Below are 18,305 nucleotides of genomic sequence, written 5' to 3' on the forward strand. Positions count from 1 at the left end.
ATGCCTAATATTGTACCCGCTTCAGTTCAACCCTTTGTACTGCATTCATGAGGTAAGTGCCCACTTGTGCGTTGGCTTCACTGTTCTTTTTACCGGATATGACTTCAAAGATCAATTGTCCATTGCTTAATTCGTAACTACTGGTGAGTAGGATGCCCTGCACTTCAAATACACTGTATAATTTATTAGCGGCTTGTCGCATTGGTATAACCACATTTTGTCCCTCATCCACCACATAGATACTCGGTTCCTGTTGGCGCAGGATATAATCCTTGGTCATGGGTAGTTTCTCCGAGAGATATTCGGTTTTCCACGTCCAGCTGGTTTTATCTATCGGCTTCACTGTATGCCTAACCCGCACACTGTCGCGCAACTGTCCACCACCATAGATATACATGGTGCCTTCCCAAACACCTATACATTGTTCCGGGAAAGTATTCTGTGCTTGCAACTGTGTGGAGAATAATAGGACAAAACAAAAGATGAGACTACGCATAACTAGACATTAAAACAGGTATGAAAATACGTTTCATACCTGTTATTCGACTATCAATTATATGATTGCAGCAAAACTGCTTTTAGCGCACTAAAAGTCAAATTTGATACCCTGCGCCAAAGGCAATTGGGTACTCCAGTTAATGGTATTGGTTTGTCGGCGCATATAGGCTTTCCAAGCATCACTACCACTTTCTCTACCGCCGCCGGTTTCTTTTTCGCCACCAAAAGCTCCACCAATTTCTGCACCGCTGGTACCAATGTTCACATTGGCGATACCGCAATCACTGCCTTTGTGTGATAAGAATTGTTCTGCTTCGCGCATGTTCAGCGTCATGATAGCAGATGACAAACCTTGTGGCACACCATTCTGCAAAGCGATGGCCTCATCAATCGTTTTGTAAGACATGATGTAGAGAATAGGCGCAAAGGTTTCATGCTGTACGATTGGCCAATGGTTCTCCACTTCAGCGATACAAGGTTGTACATAACAGCCACTTTCAAATCCAGCACCGCTGAGTACGCCACCATCTACAATAAATTTGCCGCCTTGTTGCTTACAAGCTTCAATTGAATGGAGGTATTGTGCAACAGCATCCTTGTCAATCAATGGCCCAACATGATTCTTCACATCCAATGGATTGCCGATGCGTAACTGCTGATATGCTTTGGTTAATTTCTGTTTGAATGCTTCGTAAACTTTTTCATGAATGATGAGTCTGCGGGTAGTGGTACATCTTTGTCCCGCAGTGCCCACAGCACCGAACACAGCTCCCACAATGGTCATATCTAAATCAGCCTGATCAGAAATGATGATGGCATTATTACCGCCTAGTTCCAAAATCGTTTTACCCAAACGAGCACCTACAGCAGCACCCACTGCTTTACCCATACGAGTAGAGCCAGTTGCAGAAATCAAGGGTACTCGGGTATCATTGCTCAACCATTCACCTACATCGCGACCACCTTGAACCAAACAGTTTACACCCTCGGGTACACCGTTCTTTTGAAAAACTTCGTCTGTCAGTTTTTGTACGGCAATACCACAAAGCGGTGTTTTCTCACTAGGTTTCCACACACATACGTCACCGCATACCCAGGCAAGAGCTGCATTCCAACTCCAAACAGCTACTGGAAAATTAAAAGCGGAAATAATACCCACAACACCCAGGGGATGCCATTGCTCATACATACGGTGCATGGGTCTTTCGCTATGCATGGTTAAACCGTATAGCTGACGAGAGAGGCCCACAGAAAAATCACAGATATCAATCATTTCCTGCACTTCACCCAAACCTTCCTGCAAGCTTTTACCCATTTCATAACTCACCAGCTTACCCAAAGCATCTTTCTTGGCGCGCAATGCTTCACCTAACTGACGAACCACTTCGCCACGTTTCGGTGCTGGCCACATGCGCCATGTTTCAAATGCTTCCTGTGCTTTAGCGATTGTTGCATCATAAGCTGCTTTATCTGCAGTTTGCACAGTGCCGATTAACTGGCCGTCAACAGGAGAGTAGGAGCTAATGCTTTCGCCGCTGCTCTTAATCCATTCGTGTCCGGTAGAAACGCCTGCGTTATTGGCTTCGATATTGAGTTGTTTGAGGAAATCCATATGAGCAATGATTGAATGATATAATGATTGAATGATAGAATGGTGGATGATTATTTAATACGATTCATCTGCATTTGGGAAATCTTGTTGCTTTACATCACGGATATACTGTTGTACAGCACCGGTGATTTGTTCATGCAAATGTAAGTACTGTCTAAGGAAGCGTGGTTTGAATTCTGTGTTGATACCCAACATATCATGCATCACCAGTACTTGTCCGTCGCAATCAGGGCCTGCACCAATGCCAATGGTTGGAATTTGCAATTGCTGACTCACTGTTTTTGCCAATCCAGCCGGGATTTTCTCTAGTACTACTGCATAAGCACCAGCTTCCTGTAACAATTGCGCATCTGTTAATAATTGTGTAGCTTCAGTATCTTCTTTGGCACGAACAGCATAGGTGCCGAATTTATAGATCGACTGTGGTGTTAAACCCAGATGTCCCATTACAGGAATACCAGCGTCAACAATCCGTTTTACCGCAGGAATAATGGCAGCGCCGCCTTCTAACTTTACCGAGTGTGCGCCAGTTTCTTTCATAATGCGAATAGCTGCTGCTACTGCATGGTCTGGGTTCGACTGATAAGTACCAAAAGGCATATCCACCACTGTAAGGCAATGCGATACACCGCGCATCACACACTGCGCGTGATAGATCATTTGCTCTAATGTAACCGGCACTGTTGTTTCATAACCTGCCATTACATTGCCTGCACTATCGCCCACAAGAATCACGTCTATTCCAGCCCCATCAAAGATGCGCGCGAAAGACACATCGTAAGCAGTGATCATGCTGATTTTCTCGCCAGCAGCCTTCATTTTCTGTAAGCTGTTGGTGGTAATTTTCTTGAACTGGCTGTGTACAGACATTTGAATATTCTTAAGCGTGAAAGAATGAATATGGCTCTACGTTAGAATAAAACATATTCAAATGCGCAAGCAAGGTAGGAAGTTTTGGAAATGAATAATGAATAATTAAGAATTAATAATTGCATATAATGAATGCCAAATAAAACAAACCAAAGACTTAAGACTATCGCCTAAAGACCATTTTACGCTCACTTCTTGCTTGTTTCGCCAACTTTTTCCTGTAAACTGTAGTAGAGATGTTGTACCAGACCATCGGCCAGACCAATCTTGGGTACGTAGATTTCTTCCGCATCAGCCCAGCGCATCACGTTGATATAAATCTGTAGCGCATGTGTAATCACATCAGCGCGGTCTTCCCGAAGTTTGTAGATACGCATTCTTTCATCCAGCGAAACTGCAGAGAGTTCTTTGTAGTAATCCTTCAGCAAATCAATATGCAGGGGTTTGCCTTCTTTTTTCTTACTGAGTGAGAAGACTTTGTTGATATTACCACCTGAACCAATGGCAATGAGTTTCTTATAACCCTTGGTGCCGTTTTTGACGAACTCTTTCATTTCATCCCAACGGTATTCAGAAACCATGTCTTTCAATAAACGAATTGTACCAATATTGAAAGACTGCTTAAAGATGAGTTTGTTGTCTGCAAAAAAAGTGAGCTCGGTACTGCCACCGCCTACATCAATATAGAGATAACTGTGATCGGTATCCAGGTTTTCTGCGATATGGTTTTCGTAAATAATGGATGCTTCCAAATCTCCGCTGATGATTTCAATGTCAATGCCGGTTTCCATCCGCACTTTGCGGATGATTTCCTCACTATTGGATGCATCTCGCATGGCAGAAGTGGCGCAGGCAATGACATGTTTCACATCATAGACCTTCATCAAATGACCATAGGCTTTCATGGTCTGCAGAATCATCCCTTTTCTTTCCTTGGATATTTCACCCTTTTCAAACACATCTAAACCCAAGCGAAGGGGTACACGCACTAAATTGAGTTTGCTGAAATGTGGTTTGCCATCGGTGTTGGGCAACACATCGGTAATCAATAATCTGGCTGCGTTACTGCCGATATCAATGGCGGCGATTCTCACGTTGCTTCTGGGTTTTCTGGTATAAATACTGATAAATCTCTATCTGAGACCTTATCTTCTTTTTACCAGCCCAAGATACATAGTTATTACTCAGCTCATTATCCAGCCTACGTGCTTTTACGTTGTCTCTTAATTGTATGTGGATAATCTCTTTCAGTTCCTGTTTTAGCTCAGGGTCTGTAATGAAGACACCTGCTTCAATACGGTGATCAAGGTTGCGTACCATCCAGTCGGCACTGGAGATCATAATCTTCTCCTTTCCGCCATTGCCAAAAATTACCACACGGGCATGCTCTAGGTATTCATCCACGATGCTGATAGCTTGTACAGGCGTAGCAGCTTTTTTGATATCCATTTTACCACAGAAAATACCACGGATAATCAGTTTCACTTCCACGCCGGCTTTGGCAGCTTCCATGAGTTGATCGATCAGGGTTTTATCGCTGAGTGAATTGGATTTTACAATCACACTAGAAGGTTTGCCTGCTTTCGCTAGTTTGATTTCTTTGGCAACATGGGATTGTAAAATTTGTCGCATCGTTATAGGAGAAATGCTCAGTGTTTTGCAAGTTCGTAATGGCTGCATACCACGCTTCCAGTTAAGGAGGTATTGGAAGATGCGGTTGATGTCTGCCATGATATTTCTATTGCTGGTGAGCAAACAATGGTCACCATACACCTTGGCTGTTTTCTCATTCAGGTTGCCAGTACTTACAAAACCATATTGAATGGTTTTATTGCCAACACGTTTTTTAATCACACATAATTTGGCGTGCACTTTCATATTAGGAACACCCAACAACACTTTTACGCCTTCTTCTTCCAATACATTTTTCCATTCGAGATTGGCTTCCTCATCAAAACGCGCTTTGAGTTCCAGCATCACCGTTACTTGTTTACCGTTTCGTGCTGCATTGATAAGCGCATTGATGATTTTGGAATTACTAGCTAAACGGTAGGCTGTAATGTGAATGGACTGAACCTGTGGATCCATGGCTGCTTCGCGAAGCAAATCAATCACCGGATTAAAACTGTGATATGGGAAATGGAGCAATACATCTTTTTCAAGAATGATGTCTGTTACCCTGTATGCATTTTGTAAAGCTGGGTGCATAAAGGGTGCCCTGCGTGGATTTGGTTTGAATACATCCGGAAAATCCATGAAGTGGCGGAAATTATGGATACGTCCACCAGGAATGATATTGCTTTTACGGGAAAGGCTCAGTCTACGTATCAGGTATTCCAATAGGCCAGCATCCATTTCCTTATCATACACAAAACGTACCGGTTTTCCTTTGCGGCGATTCTTGATACCCTTTTCAATCTTCTCTACAAAAGTGGTACTCACATCATTATCAATATCTAATTCTGCATCCTTGGTTACTTTGAATACATGGGCGTCAAAATGATCATAGCCAAAATACGAGAAGATATAGGGCAGGTTAAATCGAATCACATCTTCCAGCAGGATGATGGCTTTCTCTCCGTTTGCAGAAGGCAATTGTACAAATCTGCCAACAGCTTTTGCCGGCACTTCAATTAACGCATATTTCTGATCATAGGCTGATTTCTGCTTACGCATCACCACGCCGAGATAGATGCTTTTGTCGTGCAGGTAGGGTAGTTGGGGCAGACTTTCAATCATCAGCGGAATAATGCTTGGTCGCACTTCCTCTTCAAAAAACCTGGTTACAAATTGTTGCTGTGTTTTATTCAGGTGCTTCTCATCCAATAGAAATATTTTTTCCTTCTTCAGTTCTTTAAGGATATTATTCCAGATGCGATTGAATTCATTTTGTTGCTGTAATACAATGGTCTGTATCTGATCCAGTATCGCTTGTGGATCATCTTCCATATGCATGTTCAGTTTGCGACGTTTCTCTGCAAACTCTATCATGCGTTTGAGGGTAGCTACCCGTACACGGAAAAACTCATCAGAATTGTTGGAGAAGATACCGAGAAAGCGAATACGCTCTTTTAAGGGTACCGTAGGATCATTGGCTTCCTGTAAAACCCTTGCATTAAAACTCAACCAGCTGATATCTCTTGGAATAAACCTGTCTTTATGCATAACAAGCAACTGTCTTCTAACAAATATACTGCCCGCAATGCCGCAACAATGTTAAGTTTCTCTAAGAATAGGAAGATTTGATTTGTTGTATCAAGCCCGTAGTAGAAAAGCCTGCTACAATGGGGTTAATGACAACACGTCCGCCATTGGCCATCACTTCTTTAGAACAAACGATCTGTTCAATAGTATAATCGCCACCTTTTACCAATACATCAGGCGCAAGTGCGCTTATCAGTTCAAGTGGGGTATCTTCTTCAAAAATGACTACTGCATCAACCATGAGTAAGCTGGCTAATAATAGTGCGCGACTATGCTGCGTATTCACCGGACGGGCATCACCTTTGAGGCGTTTCACACTTGCATCACTGTTCAATCCTACAACTAAATAATCAGCTTCTTTGGCAGCAGCTGACAAGGAGAAAATATGGCCCTCATGCAGGATATCGAAACAACCATTGGTAAAAGCAACTGTTTTACCCAGCACTTTCCAGGATGCGATCATAGATTGCGCTTTTGCGAGGTCCATGATCTTTTGTTCGATGATATCAGCTTTTTTCATGTGTGCGTTTTCTATTGTAGATGGGCAATAATCCCAGACTGATAAAGCCCATTAATAAAACAATGCCAAACTGTGCCAGCCATTGTAAGGTACCGTTCGCATAACCCATTTCAAATGGCACATTGCTTAATTCTAATACTTTGGCAATAAAGAATGCGTAAGCACCAATGCCACCAGGTGTAAGAATCATACCAATACTAGCGAATGCCAAAGCAGAGATAGCGTCAGCTAAACTTAAGTGACTGGTTGCTTCAATCGCAAATAAGCCAACCCAAGTTCCTACAATATATAGTATCCAGATGGCTGCGCTGTATACAATGAATAAACCCTTTTGTCTGAGTTTACGTACACTGCTGATACCTTCCCAAATACCCAATAAAATATGTTTGATTTTTTCTACGATGGCGAGGTGCGCAAATTGCTTAAACCAATAGATGATGGCACCAATAATGGCGATGATAATGCATAGCAGAATAACCAGCTTATTTGCGTTAATATTTCCAGCTTTGTCTTGAAAAGCTTGTTGAAACAAATTGATGGCATACTGCCCAACGATATCGAACTGAAGAATAAAAGCCAATACAAAAACCAAAGCCAGCGAGATCACATCAAAAGCTCGTTCTGCTACAATAGTCCCGACCAATTTCTGAGCAGGTACTTTCTCGTAGCGAGCAAGAATGGTGCATTTCAATACTTCACCCAAACGTGGAACCGCGAGATTGGCCAGATAGCCCACCATCACTGCAAAAAAAGCATTGGGCAAGCTTGGATGATAACCCATGGGTTCGATCAGAATTTTCCAGCGTAATGCACGCAACACATGGCTGGCTGTCAGAATCAGGAAAACAGGAAAAACGAGCCAATAGCGGGCATTACTTAATGCGGCTTTGAATTCACCCCATTTATCGGCTGGAATCTGCTGCAGACTCCACCACACCAGAAAAATCCCGATACCGAGAAAAAGCACGTATTGCAGTATGGAACCAAGTTTCTTGTTCATGCTGCGGCAATTTACTAAGGCTTATTTACAATCGGTTGCCTTCTTTCGGAAAGACCACCCAGGGTTGGAATTGTTTGGCGGTTTCGAAATCCATTTGTGCATAAGATATAATCACCACCAAATCACCCACTGCACCTCTACGCGCCGCAGGGCCATTTAAACAAACCACGCCACTACCAGCTTTTCCTTTGATTAGGTAAGTCTCAATGCGTTCACCATTGTTTACATTCACAATCTGTACTTTCTCACCTTCAATCATATTGGCAGCAGCCATCAGATCGGCATCTAGCGTAAGGCTACCAACATAATGGAGATTGGCTTCTGTGATCGTTACTCGGTGAATTTTAGATTTGATTACCTCTATCAGCATAGATCATGATTTGGGCACGCAAGGTAAGGGGCTGTTTGATACGGTGATGTTAATTATGGATATAGTGCCAGGTTATCAATGAGCCTTACGCCGCCGAGAAATGCTGCAATCAATGCAACACAGGGCGTTGAGCCGTCCCAATCATGGATAGGTTCGAGCGTTTCGGCATCAGCTATGCTGACATAATCAATCGGATTAAAGCCTACAGCTTCTAATTGCGCTTTAGCGGTATCAACAAGTATGTCGGTATTGCCCGCTTTAAGATTGGCCTTCAGGTATTGCAGGGATTTGAAAATTGCGGTTGCATTTGCTCGGGATGCAGCATCTAAACGTATATTCCGGCTACTCATGGCCAGTCCGTCAGTCTCACGCAGGGTAGGCGATTTTACCAATTGAATATGCTTGCCTGTCAATTCAAGCATCTTACTGATCACCATGCATTGTTGGTAATCTTTTTGTCCTAAAAAAAGGACATCGGGTTGTACAGCATCCAATAATCGGTTTACTACCTGACAAACTCCTTGAAAATGGCCGGGACGATAATGTCCTTCCAACAATTCTTCCAATCGGCCTAAAGGATACTGTTCCAGACCTTTGGTGCCCGTAGGGTAGATGTCGCCAATTCCGGGTAGATAAAGGATATCACACCCTGCTTTTTCCAAGGCTTGAATATCCTTATCCAAGGTGACAGGATATTTCGCAAAGTCTTGTTGATCATTGAATTGGGTAGGGTTAATGAAAATACTGCATACAGTGATGGATGTGCTACTCTTGCTTTGCGCGATCAAGGAAATATGTCCATCATGCAAAGCCCCCATAGTGGGTACAAAGCCTATTGACGTGTTTTTTGTAACTGTTTTTTTTAGGTAAGCCTGCAGGTCTGCTGAATGTTTAAAAAGGATCATAGTGGATGGTTTTCAGTACCTACTACAGGGGCTTTTGCCTGAATTCGGGGTAATTTTCGTACTTTCGCACCCTTATTTTACAGGCTACCTGCTAAAACAGCGAACTGATGTCAACAAAGAAAAGAATTTTATTCATTGCCACTGAGATGTCGCCCTATCTGGAGCTGACAGAGTTTGCCGAGATTGTTAACAAATTAGCCATCAAGAGTAATGATAGCGGACTGGAAGTAAGATGCATCATGCCACGATTTGGTGTGATCAATGAGCGCAGACACAGATTGCATGAGGTAGTACGCTTATCCGGTATCAATGTAACAGTTGATGATGATGATTATCCATTGCAGATTAAAGTAGCTTCTCTGCCAAATGCACGTTTACAGGTTTATTTTCTCGAAAACGAAGACTTCTTCAAGCGCAAATATATTTTCCATGATGAGCAGGAACAATGGTTTGATGACAATGATTTAAGAACCATATTTTTCTGTAAAGGCGCTTTGGAAACAGTGAAAAAATTTGGCTGGCCACCTGATATCATCCATTGCAGTGGCTGGATGACAGGTTTGATCCCTGCTTATATTAAAACTGCTTATAAGCGTGAACCAGTGTTCAGTAATAGTAAGGTGATCTTCACCATTGGTCAGAATACTTTTGCTGAGAAACTGGGTGCTGATTTTCTGAAACGCGCAGTGATCAACGCGAATATTAAAGAAAAGGATCTGGATGCATTCAAAGACAGCAACAATACTGCCTTGTTCAAAGGAGGTGCTGCACATGCTGATGCAATCACATTCGGAGCAGATACTATTGAGAAAAAATTGACAGATGAATTCACCAAAGTAAAAGGTAAGAAGGTTGTGCCTTTTAAAGGGTGGGATTCTGATTTAACAGAGTATTTAGAATTGTACAACGACCTTGCAAGCAAGTAATTACGAGCCCATGTCTTTGAAATTTCCGGTGCGGAATTCCATTGTTTTCCTGCTTTCTTTAACCCTTGTTTTCGGCTGTACCAGAATCACTTCTACTGATATTGGTGGCTCACTGATTCCAGCAATTGATGGGGTGAATACCCTTGATACAAGTTTCACTGTAGAAACGGACATTTTTGAAGATGCCGATACGACTAAGGTTGGTGGCAGCGATTTGCATATGCTGGGACATTTGAATGATCCCCAATTTGGCACAACCAATGCATCCATTTATCTAGAGACATTGCCACCTTTTTTCCCTTATACAAATGGACAGCCTAAAGACAGTATCAAAGCTGATTCTGCGATATTGATGCTTGCTTACAAAGGCTTTTACGGTGATTCCACAAAACCATTGTCTGTTTCTGTATATGAAATCAACCCTGCGAAAGGATTGAATCCGCTGGTGAATTATCCATCTGGTCCATTACCAACAACATTGCCTGTTGCGCATTTCCCAACTCCCTTGGCAACACAGCAGGTAGATATTCGCAGATTGGCAGATTCAGTGGTTACTGTTTATGAAAGGGCAATTAATATGATTCGAATCAAATTGCCTGTCAGCATTGCTTCAAAATTGCTGAACCAATTCGATACCACAAATGCCTATAAAACAGACTCTGCTTTCAGAGCCAATTTTGGCGGATTAGCCATTAAAGTAAACTCCAGCGCTAATACCAATGCGTTGATGAAAATCGCTTTAGCAGACGGTAATACCAAGCTGGGACTTTATTATCGATATCCATATACCAGATCTGATGGTGTTAGAAAGGATAGTGCTGATGCAGTTTACTATACATTTTCCAATGCCAATACTGGCTTCCAGTATGGACATGCAAATTTCATAGAACGTAATCGCAGCGCTGCTACTGGTTTGAATAATATTAATAATTTCCTCTCTAATAATCCTGCTACACAAAAAGACAGTATTCTACATGTACAAACCGGCCCAGGCACTTTTGTTCGTCTGCGCATACCCGGTTTAAAAGGCATGAGTAGCAGAATCATCCACCGTGCTGAACTTATTACAGAGCAAGTTCCTGATGATAATAATCTTAGCGCGGAACTGGATCAATTGTTGCCACCCAATATGCTCTTCCTGGGTATTTATGATAGCTTGAATAAGCGTAAACGGAATATCCCTAATGATTTTCAAGTAGTGCAGGGTGGTACAACCAATGTGAACATATTCGGTGGCAATCTGGTCTATCGCTCATTAAATGGGTACAATAGAGTAGCAACATACACCTTCAATATCAGCCGTTATGTACAAGGTATTATTACTAGAAATGACAATGAATTTGACCTGAGAATTTATGCCCCTGTTGTTGGTGATTACTTATTTTACAGTGATCCCTTCCCTGGTAATAACCTGACGCAATTGCTTTTCTTTAATTCATTCTCAGCAAATGATGCTGCCATTGGCAGAGTGAGGCTGGGAGGAGGTAATCACAGTAAGTTCAGGCTGAGGTTACGCATAATTTATTCACGTACTTCTTAATTACGATAAGTTCCCTATATTTTTGCACCCGAATTCAAAATTTATAACCAATTCATATGCCTTATTTATTTACTTCTGAAAGCGTTTCTGAAGGACATCCGGACAAAGTAGCCGATCAGATTTCTGACGCTTTAATCGACAATTTCCTTGCTTACGATGCACAGTCCAAAGTGGCTTGTGAAACGCTGGTGACTACCGGTCAGGTAGTACTGGCAGGTGAGGTGAAGTCTAAGACTTACCTGGATGTACAGGAAATTGCTCGTGAAGTGATTCGCAATATTGGCTATACCAAGGCTGAGTACATGTTTGAAGCCAATTCTTGCGGTATCCTTTCTGCTATTCATGAGCAGAGTGCAGATATCAACCGTGGTGTTGACCGTTCTGTAAAGAAGCTGAGCTTTGAAGCTAAGGCCAACGCACAAGGTGCCGGTGACCAGGGTATGATGTTCGGTTACGCTACCCGCGAAACCGACAACTACATGCCATTGGCTTTGGATCTGGCACACAAGATTCTGCAGGAACTGTCTAAGACCCGCAGAGCTGGTAAAGAAATGAAGTACCTGCGTCCTGATGCAAAGAGTCAGGTTACTATCGAATACGATGATAACAATGTTCCGGTACGTATTGATACCATCGTTGTATCTACACAACACGACGATTTCGGTAGCGATAAGCAGATGCTGGAGCAAATCCGTAAGGATATCATCGGTATCATTATCCCACGCGTGAAAAAGCAATTGAAAGCTTCTTTGCAGAAGTTATTCAATGATCAAATCACCTACCATATCAACCCAACAGGCAAATTCGTTATCGGTGGTCCACATGGGGATACTGGTTTGACTGGTCGTAAGATCATCGTAGATACATATGGTGGTAAAGGTGCACACGGTGGTGGTGCATTTAGCGGTAAAGATCCTTCTAAGGTTGACCGTTCTGCCGCTTATGCAACACGTCATATAGCCAAGAACCTGGTAGCTGCAGGTCTTTGCGATGAAGTACTGGTACAGGTATCTTATGCGATTGGTGTTGCCAAGCCTTGTGGCTTGTACATCAATACTTATGGCACTGCTAAAGTGAACAAGACTGACGGTGAGATTGCTCGTATTGTAGAGAAAATCTTCGATATGCGTCCTTACGCTATTGAGCAGCGCCTGAAACTGCGTAACCCTATTTATGCTGAGACTGCTGCCTATGGTCACATGGGTCGCGAACCTAAAAAGGTTACAAAGGTGTTCAACAAGGGTAAAGACACAGAGAAGAAAGTGGAAGTTGAGCTGTTTACTTGGGAAAAACTGGATTATGTTGACCAAGTGAAAAAAGCTTTTAAAATCAAATAATCAACAATTATTACTTGAAAACCTCTGTCATCCGGCAGAGGTTTTTTATTTTCAGCACATGAGAAAAATAGGCATCCCACTGCTTGCAACCATACTTGTATTTATTTTGATGCGCATACAAGGCGCATCTTTATTCAGCCAGTTTTCACCAGGAGGTATTGTTGACTTTGAATTAGCTCGCACATCAGACCAAGTACAAAAGTATTTGCTGCTCTGGAATAACGCAGTCATCAAATGGAATATTACCATCGACTTTTTCTTCATCATCACCTACACTTGGTTATTATACGCTTGGCTAAAATGGATTAGACAATTTCTGCAAAGTGTTATTCGACAAAACATCAATCTTTGGCTGAGTAGAGCAGTAGTGTTGGTGGGCATTTTGGATGTATTGGAAAACTGCCTGATGCTGTTTACCATTAAAGGATTGTACAATGCATTCAGCTTGGAAGCTACTTATTGGTTTGCTGTAGTTAAATTCGCTTTAGCAGGCCTAACCCTTATGTACATTCTACTGAATAGTCTGTTGATTGCTGTATCAAATAAAAGAGCGTGAATCAGAATCCCTGGCAAATTGTGCAAGCTAAAGCCGTCTATGATAATCCCTGGATAGGCTTGACGGAATATGATGTGATTAACCCAAACGGCGGTAAAGGCATTTATGGGAAAGTACATTTTAAAAATACGGCAATAGGTGTGCTGGTGCTGGATGATAACTGGAATACCTATATCGTTGGACAATACCGTTTTGTGCTAGACCAATACAGTTGGGAAATTCCTGAAGGTGGTGGGCGAGTAGGAACTGATCCTTTAGAAGGCGCCAAGCGCGAATTACTAGAGGAAACAGGACTTAAAGCAACACGATGGGATTTCTTGCTAGGCATGCATCTATCTAATTCAGTTAGCGATGAGTGGGGTGTAGTGTATATAGCCCGTGGTTTAACGCAACATGAAGCCATGCCTGAGGAGACAGAGCAGTTACATGTGCGCAAAATACCTTTTGATCAATTGCTTGATATGGTAGATAAAGGTGAAGTTACAGACTCTTTAACCGTTGCCGCTGTATATAAAGTAGCGCTTTTGCGCGCGCAAGGCCATTTGAAATGATACCTTTGCAACATGGCCATCAAAAAACAAAACCTCATTATAGGTCGCCAACCACTTCTAGAAGCAGTTCAAGCAGGCAGGGCTATTGATAAAATTCTTTTACAGAAGAATGCAACTGGCGAAACTGCCCATGCGATTAGACAAATCGCCAAGGAGTATCAAATACCAGTACAAATGGTGCCGGTTGAAAAACTCAATGGCATTACCAAGGCAAACCACCAAGGTGTGATTGCTTTTGCTGCATTGGTACAATACATGGATTTGCAGCAAGTAATTGATCATGTAGTAGGTGAAGGACAGACGCCGCTTTTTTTAATGCTGGATGGCGTAACTGATGTAAGGAATATTGGTGCCATCACCAGAAGTGCAGTTTGTTGTGGTGCACAGGCCATCATCATTCCGGATAAAGGTGTAGGCGCATTGAATGAAGAAGCGATGAAGAGCAGTGCCGGGGCTTTGGAATTGATTCATATCTGCCGAGTTAATAGTTTATTAAAAGCGGTGGATACATTGCACTTGAATGGCATACAGGTGTTTACCAGTGAAATGCGTGCCGATAAAAATGTACACGAACTCAACTTTACAGATCCATGCTGTGTGATTATGGGCGACGAGGGCAAGGGTGTACAACCTTATTTAGCGAAAGCTGCAGATGCTTTCTTTAAGATACCCATGGCCACTAAGTTTGATTCATTCAATGTATCTGTTGCAGCAGGTATTATTTTATACGAAGCAATGAAACATAGAAATGGCTGAGCATCTGATACAATTGATTGAATGTCCAAGGGATGCTATGCAAGGCTGGCCTAAGCTAATTGCTACGGCAGATAAGATTGCTTACCTAAATCAATTATTGCAAGTTGGTTTTCATACACTCGACTTTGGCAGTTTTGTATCGCCTAAAGCCATTCCGCAAATGGCGGATACAGCTGAAGTATTGGCCGGACTTGATTTAAGCAATACATCCACCAAACTATTAGCCATCATTGCCAATGAGCGTGGTGCAGCTGAAGCAGTAAAACATGCAGCTATTGACTATTTAGGTTTTCCCTTTTCTATTTCTGAAACCTTTCAACTAAGAAATACCAATAGCACCCGTGCTGAAAGTTTGGAACGTGTTGCAGCTATTCAAGCACTTTGTTCAGCACACAAGAAAACGCTTGTTGTCTATCTCAGTATGGGCTTTGGTAACCCTTACGGGGACCCATATAATGCATCCATTTTGCAGGAATGGGCGGAACAGATGGCTAAGCTGGGTGTGAAAATTGTTTCTTTAGCTGATACAGTCGGACTTGCTACGCCAGAACAAATACAAATCGCTACTAGTAGTTTGATTAAAGCCTATCCTGATATTCATATTGGTGTTCATTTACATGCGAGATCCGATCAGTGGCAGGATAAATTGCAAGCTGCGTTAGACGCAGGCTGTACCAGAATTGATGGTGCCATCAAAGGTATTGGTGGTTGTCCCATGGCGCAGGATGATCTGGTGGGCAATATGGATACCAGCCTGATGATACCTTATTTGCAGCAAAAACATTTATTACCCGAGTTGAATCATACTGCTCTAATTACTGCAACTCGTATGGCTGATCACATCTTTACACATTGACATGAAATTCCATTTTGAATTTTCCATACCTAAATCAACCAATCCTATTCGCTATGGTAGCAGGAACCTTTTAATTGGTTCCTGTTTTACTGAGCATATAGGAGAGAAACTTCGTTACCATAAGTTTCAAGTAATGGAAAATCCGCATGGCATTTTATTCAATCCAGTCAGTGTGGCTGAAGCCATTACAGATTATATTGATCAACGAATCTACACTGCTACAGATATATTTCAACTCAATGAAACCTGGCATAGTTGGAAACACCATAGTCGCTTTTCAGGGATTATACCCGATGTATCGATACATAAAATCAATACAAGTATTCAGGAAGCGCATCAACATATCCTGCATGCAGACAATATTCTGATTACGCTTGGTTCTGCTTGGACTTATCAGTTAACAGAAAAAGCGCCGCTGTATCAACCAAATAAGGTTGCTGCAAATAACCACAAAGCACCGGCTGATTGGTTCAAGAAGCATTTGATGACTTATGAGGAAGTGCTTCAGGTGTTAGATAATATGTTACACCGTATATTCTATGCCAATCCGCATGCCAACATCATTTTTACCATTAGTCCGGTAAGACATTTGCGCGAAGGTGTAGTTGAAAATAATCGGAGCAAAGCTGTATTGATTCAAGCGGTGCATCATCTGGTTGACAAGTTCGAACAGTTATACTATTTCCCAGCATATGAATTGGTAATTGATGATTTGCGCGATTATCGCTTCTATGCAGAAGATTTGGTGCATCCCAATTATCAGGCAACACAGTATGTATGGGAGAAGTTTACAGAAGCCTGCATTGATCCTGCTGCACACCCCATGATGAAGGAAATTGCATCCATTCAACTTGCAGTGAAACATCGGCCATTCAATCCCGAAACAGCTATGCACAAAAAATTTCTGGAACAAAACCTTCAGAAAGCAACGACACTGCAAGCGCAGTACCCTTATCTGGATTTACAACAGGAAATCAGTTTTTTCCAACAAGCATTGGCTTAGTGAATTCTATCGCCACGGATTTCACTTGACTCCATAATGTTTGCTTCATAGGCTAACCATTGCTTCCAGCGGTTACGCACAATCTCTTTATCCAGATATTGTTCAGCCAAGGTGATGAATAAGGTATAATGTCCGGCTTCACTCTCCATAAAACGACGATAGAACTGGCGCATATATGGATCATCCAAACCTTCACTCAATCTTTTAAAGCGTTCACAACTGCGGGCTTCAATCAAAGCCATGATTAATAATTGATCAAGGAAACGACCATCAGGATGGCCGCCTTTTTGTTGAAATTCCATCAGCTTATTCACGTAAGCATCTTTACGTTGCTTACCCAATTTGAGGTTGCGCTTTTTCAGTTCATTCAATACCGATCGAAAATGTCCCCATTCTTCTGTAACAATCGGCGCTAGCGCTTCCACCACAGCTTCTTTATCGGAATATTTCTGGATAATGGAGATACAAGTAGTAGCCGCTTTTTGCTCGCAATAAGCATGATCTGTGAGTATAGCTTCCAAACTAATACCTGCCAAATCCACCCAACGTGGATCAGTAGGCAATTGCAAACCCAGAATATTTTTTACGTCAATAGAGGTTTTGCTTGTTTCCATGTAGCAAATATCCGTTGCATCCGGTAGTTTTGGCGCATGTATCGGGATGATTTTCTGCAAAACAAACTGAATGAACGTAAAGCCCAGGATGCTTTCCGTGTGCTGCGTGTGCAGGATGGTAAAGCAGATTTTTGTTCCAATGATTATCTAGGCATTGCACACAGACAACTGTTGTCAGAGAACGGTTTGTCTGCCGGCTCAACCGGTTCTCGTTTATTGGCAGGCAATTGGCCGATCATGGAAACCGTAGAAAAAGAGATTGCAGCTTTCCATCAAGCTGAAGCAGCCCTTTTGTTCAACTCAGGCTATGATGCTAACCTGGGTTTATTGTCTGCCGTACCGCAGAAAGGAGATACCATTATTTATGACCAGCTCTCGCATGCATCTATACGCGATGGTATTCGTTTATCATTTGCACAAGCTTATTCTTTTGCGCACAATGATCTGAGTGATCTTCGTAAGAAATTGCAATCTGCAACGGGCAATGTGTTCATCGTTACAGAGTCGGTTTTTAGCATGGACGGTGATTTTTGTCCAATTAGAGAACTTGTCACCATAGCAAAAGAACATGGCGCCCACCTGATTATTGATGAAGCCCATGCCACCGGTGTGATTGGAGAAAGGGGGGAGGGTTTGGTACAGCAGGAGGGATTGCAGACTGAAATATTTGCACGTATCCATACATTCGGTAAGGCTGTTGGTTGCCATGGTGCCGTTGTACTGGGCTCTGCGCAATTACGGGATTACCTCATCAATTTCGCCAGAAGCCTGATCTATTCAACAGCATTATCACCTGCTGCTGTTGGAGCAATCAGGCAAGCATATCAGTTATTCCCAACCATGTATGCAGAGCGTTCCAAACTTCAGCAATGGATTCAGCAGTTGACAAATGCTACTTTGAGATACACTTTGATGCAGTCTAGTACAGCTATTCAGCCTTTAGTAGTACCCGGAAATACAGCTGCAAGGGCGTTGGCTCAGCAATTACAAGATGCCGGATTGGATGTACGACCTATTTTATATCCAACAGTACCGAAAGGTTCAGAACGATTACGCATTGTACTGCATGCTTTTAATACCAAGGAGGAAATGGATAAGTTGATTCAAATCTTGTCGTAGATATTTTGCGCACAGCGGCTTGCGCTTCCATAATTAATCAATATTTTCCCATTCTAAATTTTTCTTTC

19 protein-coding genes are annotated in these 18,305 nt (G+C 42.3%); 9 read left to right on the top strand and 10 right to left on the bottom strand.

The annotated features are described in order from the left end of the window. Positions 1-4 precede the first annotated feature (4 nt). From J0L83_03290 to J0L83_03330, 9 genes are all read right to left on the bottom strand, one after another. Positions 5-496: a hypothetical protein gene (locus J0L83_03290; protein ID MBN8663568.1), complete on the bottom strand. Its 492-nt coding sequence runs from the start codon at positions 494-496 to the stop codon at positions 5-7. Between the two features lie 90 nt (positions 497-586). Continuing rightward, complete coding sequence (locus J0L83_03295) at positions 587-2,110, bottom strand: aldehyde dehydrogenase family protein (protein ID MBN8663569.1); 1,524 nt, start codon at positions 2,108-2,110, stop codon at positions 587-589. Between the two features lie 54 nt (positions 2,111-2,164). Beyond that, complete coding sequence (gene panB, locus J0L83_03300) at positions 2,165-2,980, bottom strand: 3-methyl-2-oxobutanoate hydroxymethyltransferase (protein ID MBN8663570.1); 816 nt, start codon at positions 2,978-2,980, stop codon at positions 2,165-2,167. Positions 2,981-3,168: 188 nt separating this feature from the next. Beyond that, complete coding sequence (locus J0L83_03305) at positions 3,169-4,074, bottom strand: exopolyphosphatase (protein ID MBN8663571.1); 906 nt, start codon at positions 4,072-4,074, stop codon at positions 3,169-3,171. Then, on the bottom strand, positions 4,055-6,145 hold the full coding sequence (ppk1, locus tag J0L83_03310; protein ID MBN8663572.1) for a polyphosphate kinase 1: 2,091 nt from the start codon (positions 6,143-6,145) through the stop codon (positions 4,055-4,057). The genes J0L83_03305 and ppk1 overlap by 20 nt, the downstream gene beginning before the upstream one ends. Before the next feature lie 61 nt (positions 6,146-6,206). Further along, the gene (gene rfaE2 / locus J0L83_03315; GenBank protein ID MBN8663573.1) at positions 6,207-6,704 is read right to left on the bottom strand and encodes a D-glycero-beta-D-manno-heptose 1-phosphate adenylyltransferase; all 498 of its coding nucleotides are present in this window, start codon (positions 6,702-6,704) and stop codon (positions 6,207-6,209) included. Continuing rightward, entirely contained in the window at positions 6,691-7,704 is a 1,014-nt protein-coding gene (locus J0L83_03320) for a flippase-like domain-containing protein (protein MBN8663574.1), read from the bottom strand. Before J0L83_03320 ends, rfaE2 begins: the two co-directional genes overlap by 14 nt. Positions 7,705-7,729: 25 nt before the next feature. After that, the gene (locus J0L83_03325; GenBank protein ID MBN8663575.1) at positions 7,730-8,074 is read right to left on the bottom strand and encodes an aspartate 1-decarboxylase; all 345 of its coding nucleotides are present in this window, start codon (positions 8,072-8,074) and stop codon (positions 7,730-7,732) included. A gap of 53 nt (positions 8,075-8,127) precedes the next feature. Next, positions 8,128-8,979 (bottom strand): pantoate--beta-alanine ligase, encoded by an 852-nt coding sequence (locus J0L83_03330; protein ID MBN8663576.1) that lies wholly within the window; start codon positions 8,977-8,979, stop codon positions 8,128-8,130. A 107-nt stretch (positions 8,980-9,086) separates the two neighbouring features. On the opposite strand from J0L83_03330, the gene J0L83_03335 reads away from it, so the two are divergent. The 8 genes from J0L83_03335 to J0L83_03370 are packed head-to-tail and all read left to right on the top strand — an operon-like array spanning position 9,087 to position 16,504. Continuing rightward, positions 9,087-9,905 (top strand): glycogen/starch synthase, encoded by an 819-nt coding sequence (locus J0L83_03335; protein MBN8663577.1) that lies wholly within the window; start codon positions 9,087-9,089, stop codon positions 9,903-9,905. A 10-nt stretch (positions 9,906-9,915) separates the two neighbouring features. Beyond that, the gene (locus J0L83_03340) at positions 9,916-11,445 is read left to right on the top strand and encodes a DUF4270 family protein (protein MBN8663578.1); all 1,530 of its coding nucleotides are present in this window, start codon (positions 9,916-9,918) and stop codon (positions 11,443-11,445) included. A 56-nt stretch (positions 11,446-11,501) separates the two neighbouring features. Next, positions 11,502-12,782 (top strand): methionine adenosyltransferase, encoded by a 1,281-nt coding sequence (locus tag J0L83_03345; protein ID MBN8663579.1) that lies wholly within the window; start codon positions 11,502-11,504, stop codon positions 12,780-12,782. Between the two features lie 58 nt (positions 12,783-12,840). Further along, a complete protein-coding gene (locus J0L83_03350; protein ID MBN8663580.1) occupies positions 12,841-13,338 on the top strand; it encodes a hypothetical protein in 498 nt (165 codons plus the stop codon). Further along, positions 13,335-13,889: an NUDIX hydrolase gene (locus tag J0L83_03355; protein ID MBN8663581.1), complete on the top strand. Its 555-nt coding sequence runs from the start codon at positions 13,335-13,337 to the stop codon at positions 13,887-13,889. The genes J0L83_03350 and J0L83_03355 overlap by 4 nt, the downstream gene beginning before the upstream one ends. A gap of 12 nt (positions 13,890-13,901) precedes the next feature. Next, positions 13,902-14,645: a 23S rRNA (guanosine(2251)-2'-O)-methyltransferase RlmB gene (gene rlmB / locus J0L83_03360; protein ID MBN8663582.1), complete on the top strand. Its 744-nt coding sequence runs from the start codon at positions 13,902-13,904 to the stop codon at positions 14,643-14,645. Then, a complete protein-coding gene (locus J0L83_03365; protein MBN8663583.1) occupies positions 14,638-15,501 on the top strand; it encodes a hydroxymethylglutaryl-CoA lyase in 864 nt (287 codons plus the stop codon). The genes rlmB and J0L83_03365 overlap by 8 nt, the downstream gene beginning before the upstream one ends. A gap of 1 nt (position 15,502) precedes the next feature. Continuing rightward, positions 15,503-16,504 carry a GSCFA domain-containing protein gene (locus J0L83_03370; GenBank protein MBN8663584.1) on the top strand — a complete coding sequence of 334 codons (1,002 nt, stop codon included), beginning with the start codon at positions 15,503-15,505 and terminating at the stop codon, positions 16,502-16,504. On the opposite strand, the gene J0L83_03375 is transcribed toward J0L83_03370, so the two are convergent. Continuing rightward, positions 16,501-17,118 (bottom strand): tRNA-(ms[2]io[6]A)-hydroxylase, encoded by a 618-nt coding sequence (locus J0L83_03375; GenBank protein MBN8663585.1) that lies wholly within the window; start codon positions 17,116-17,118, stop codon positions 16,501-16,503. The genes J0L83_03370 and J0L83_03375 overlap by 4 nt on opposite strands. 36 nt (positions 17,119-17,154) lie before the next feature. Between J0L83_03375 and J0L83_03380 the strand changes: the two genes are divergently transcribed. Beyond that, positions 17,155-18,237 carry an 8-amino-7-oxononanoate synthase gene (locus tag J0L83_03380; GenBank protein ID MBN8663586.1) on the top strand — a complete coding sequence of 361 codons (1,083 nt, stop codon included), beginning with the start codon at positions 17,155-17,157 and terminating at the stop codon, positions 18,235-18,237. Positions 18,238-18,305: the final 68 nt, after the last annotated feature.

Source organism: Chitinophagales bacterium, from assembly GCA_017303835.1.
GTDB lineage: Bacteria > Bacteroidota > Bacteroidia > Chitinophagales > Chitinophagaceae > JAFLBI01.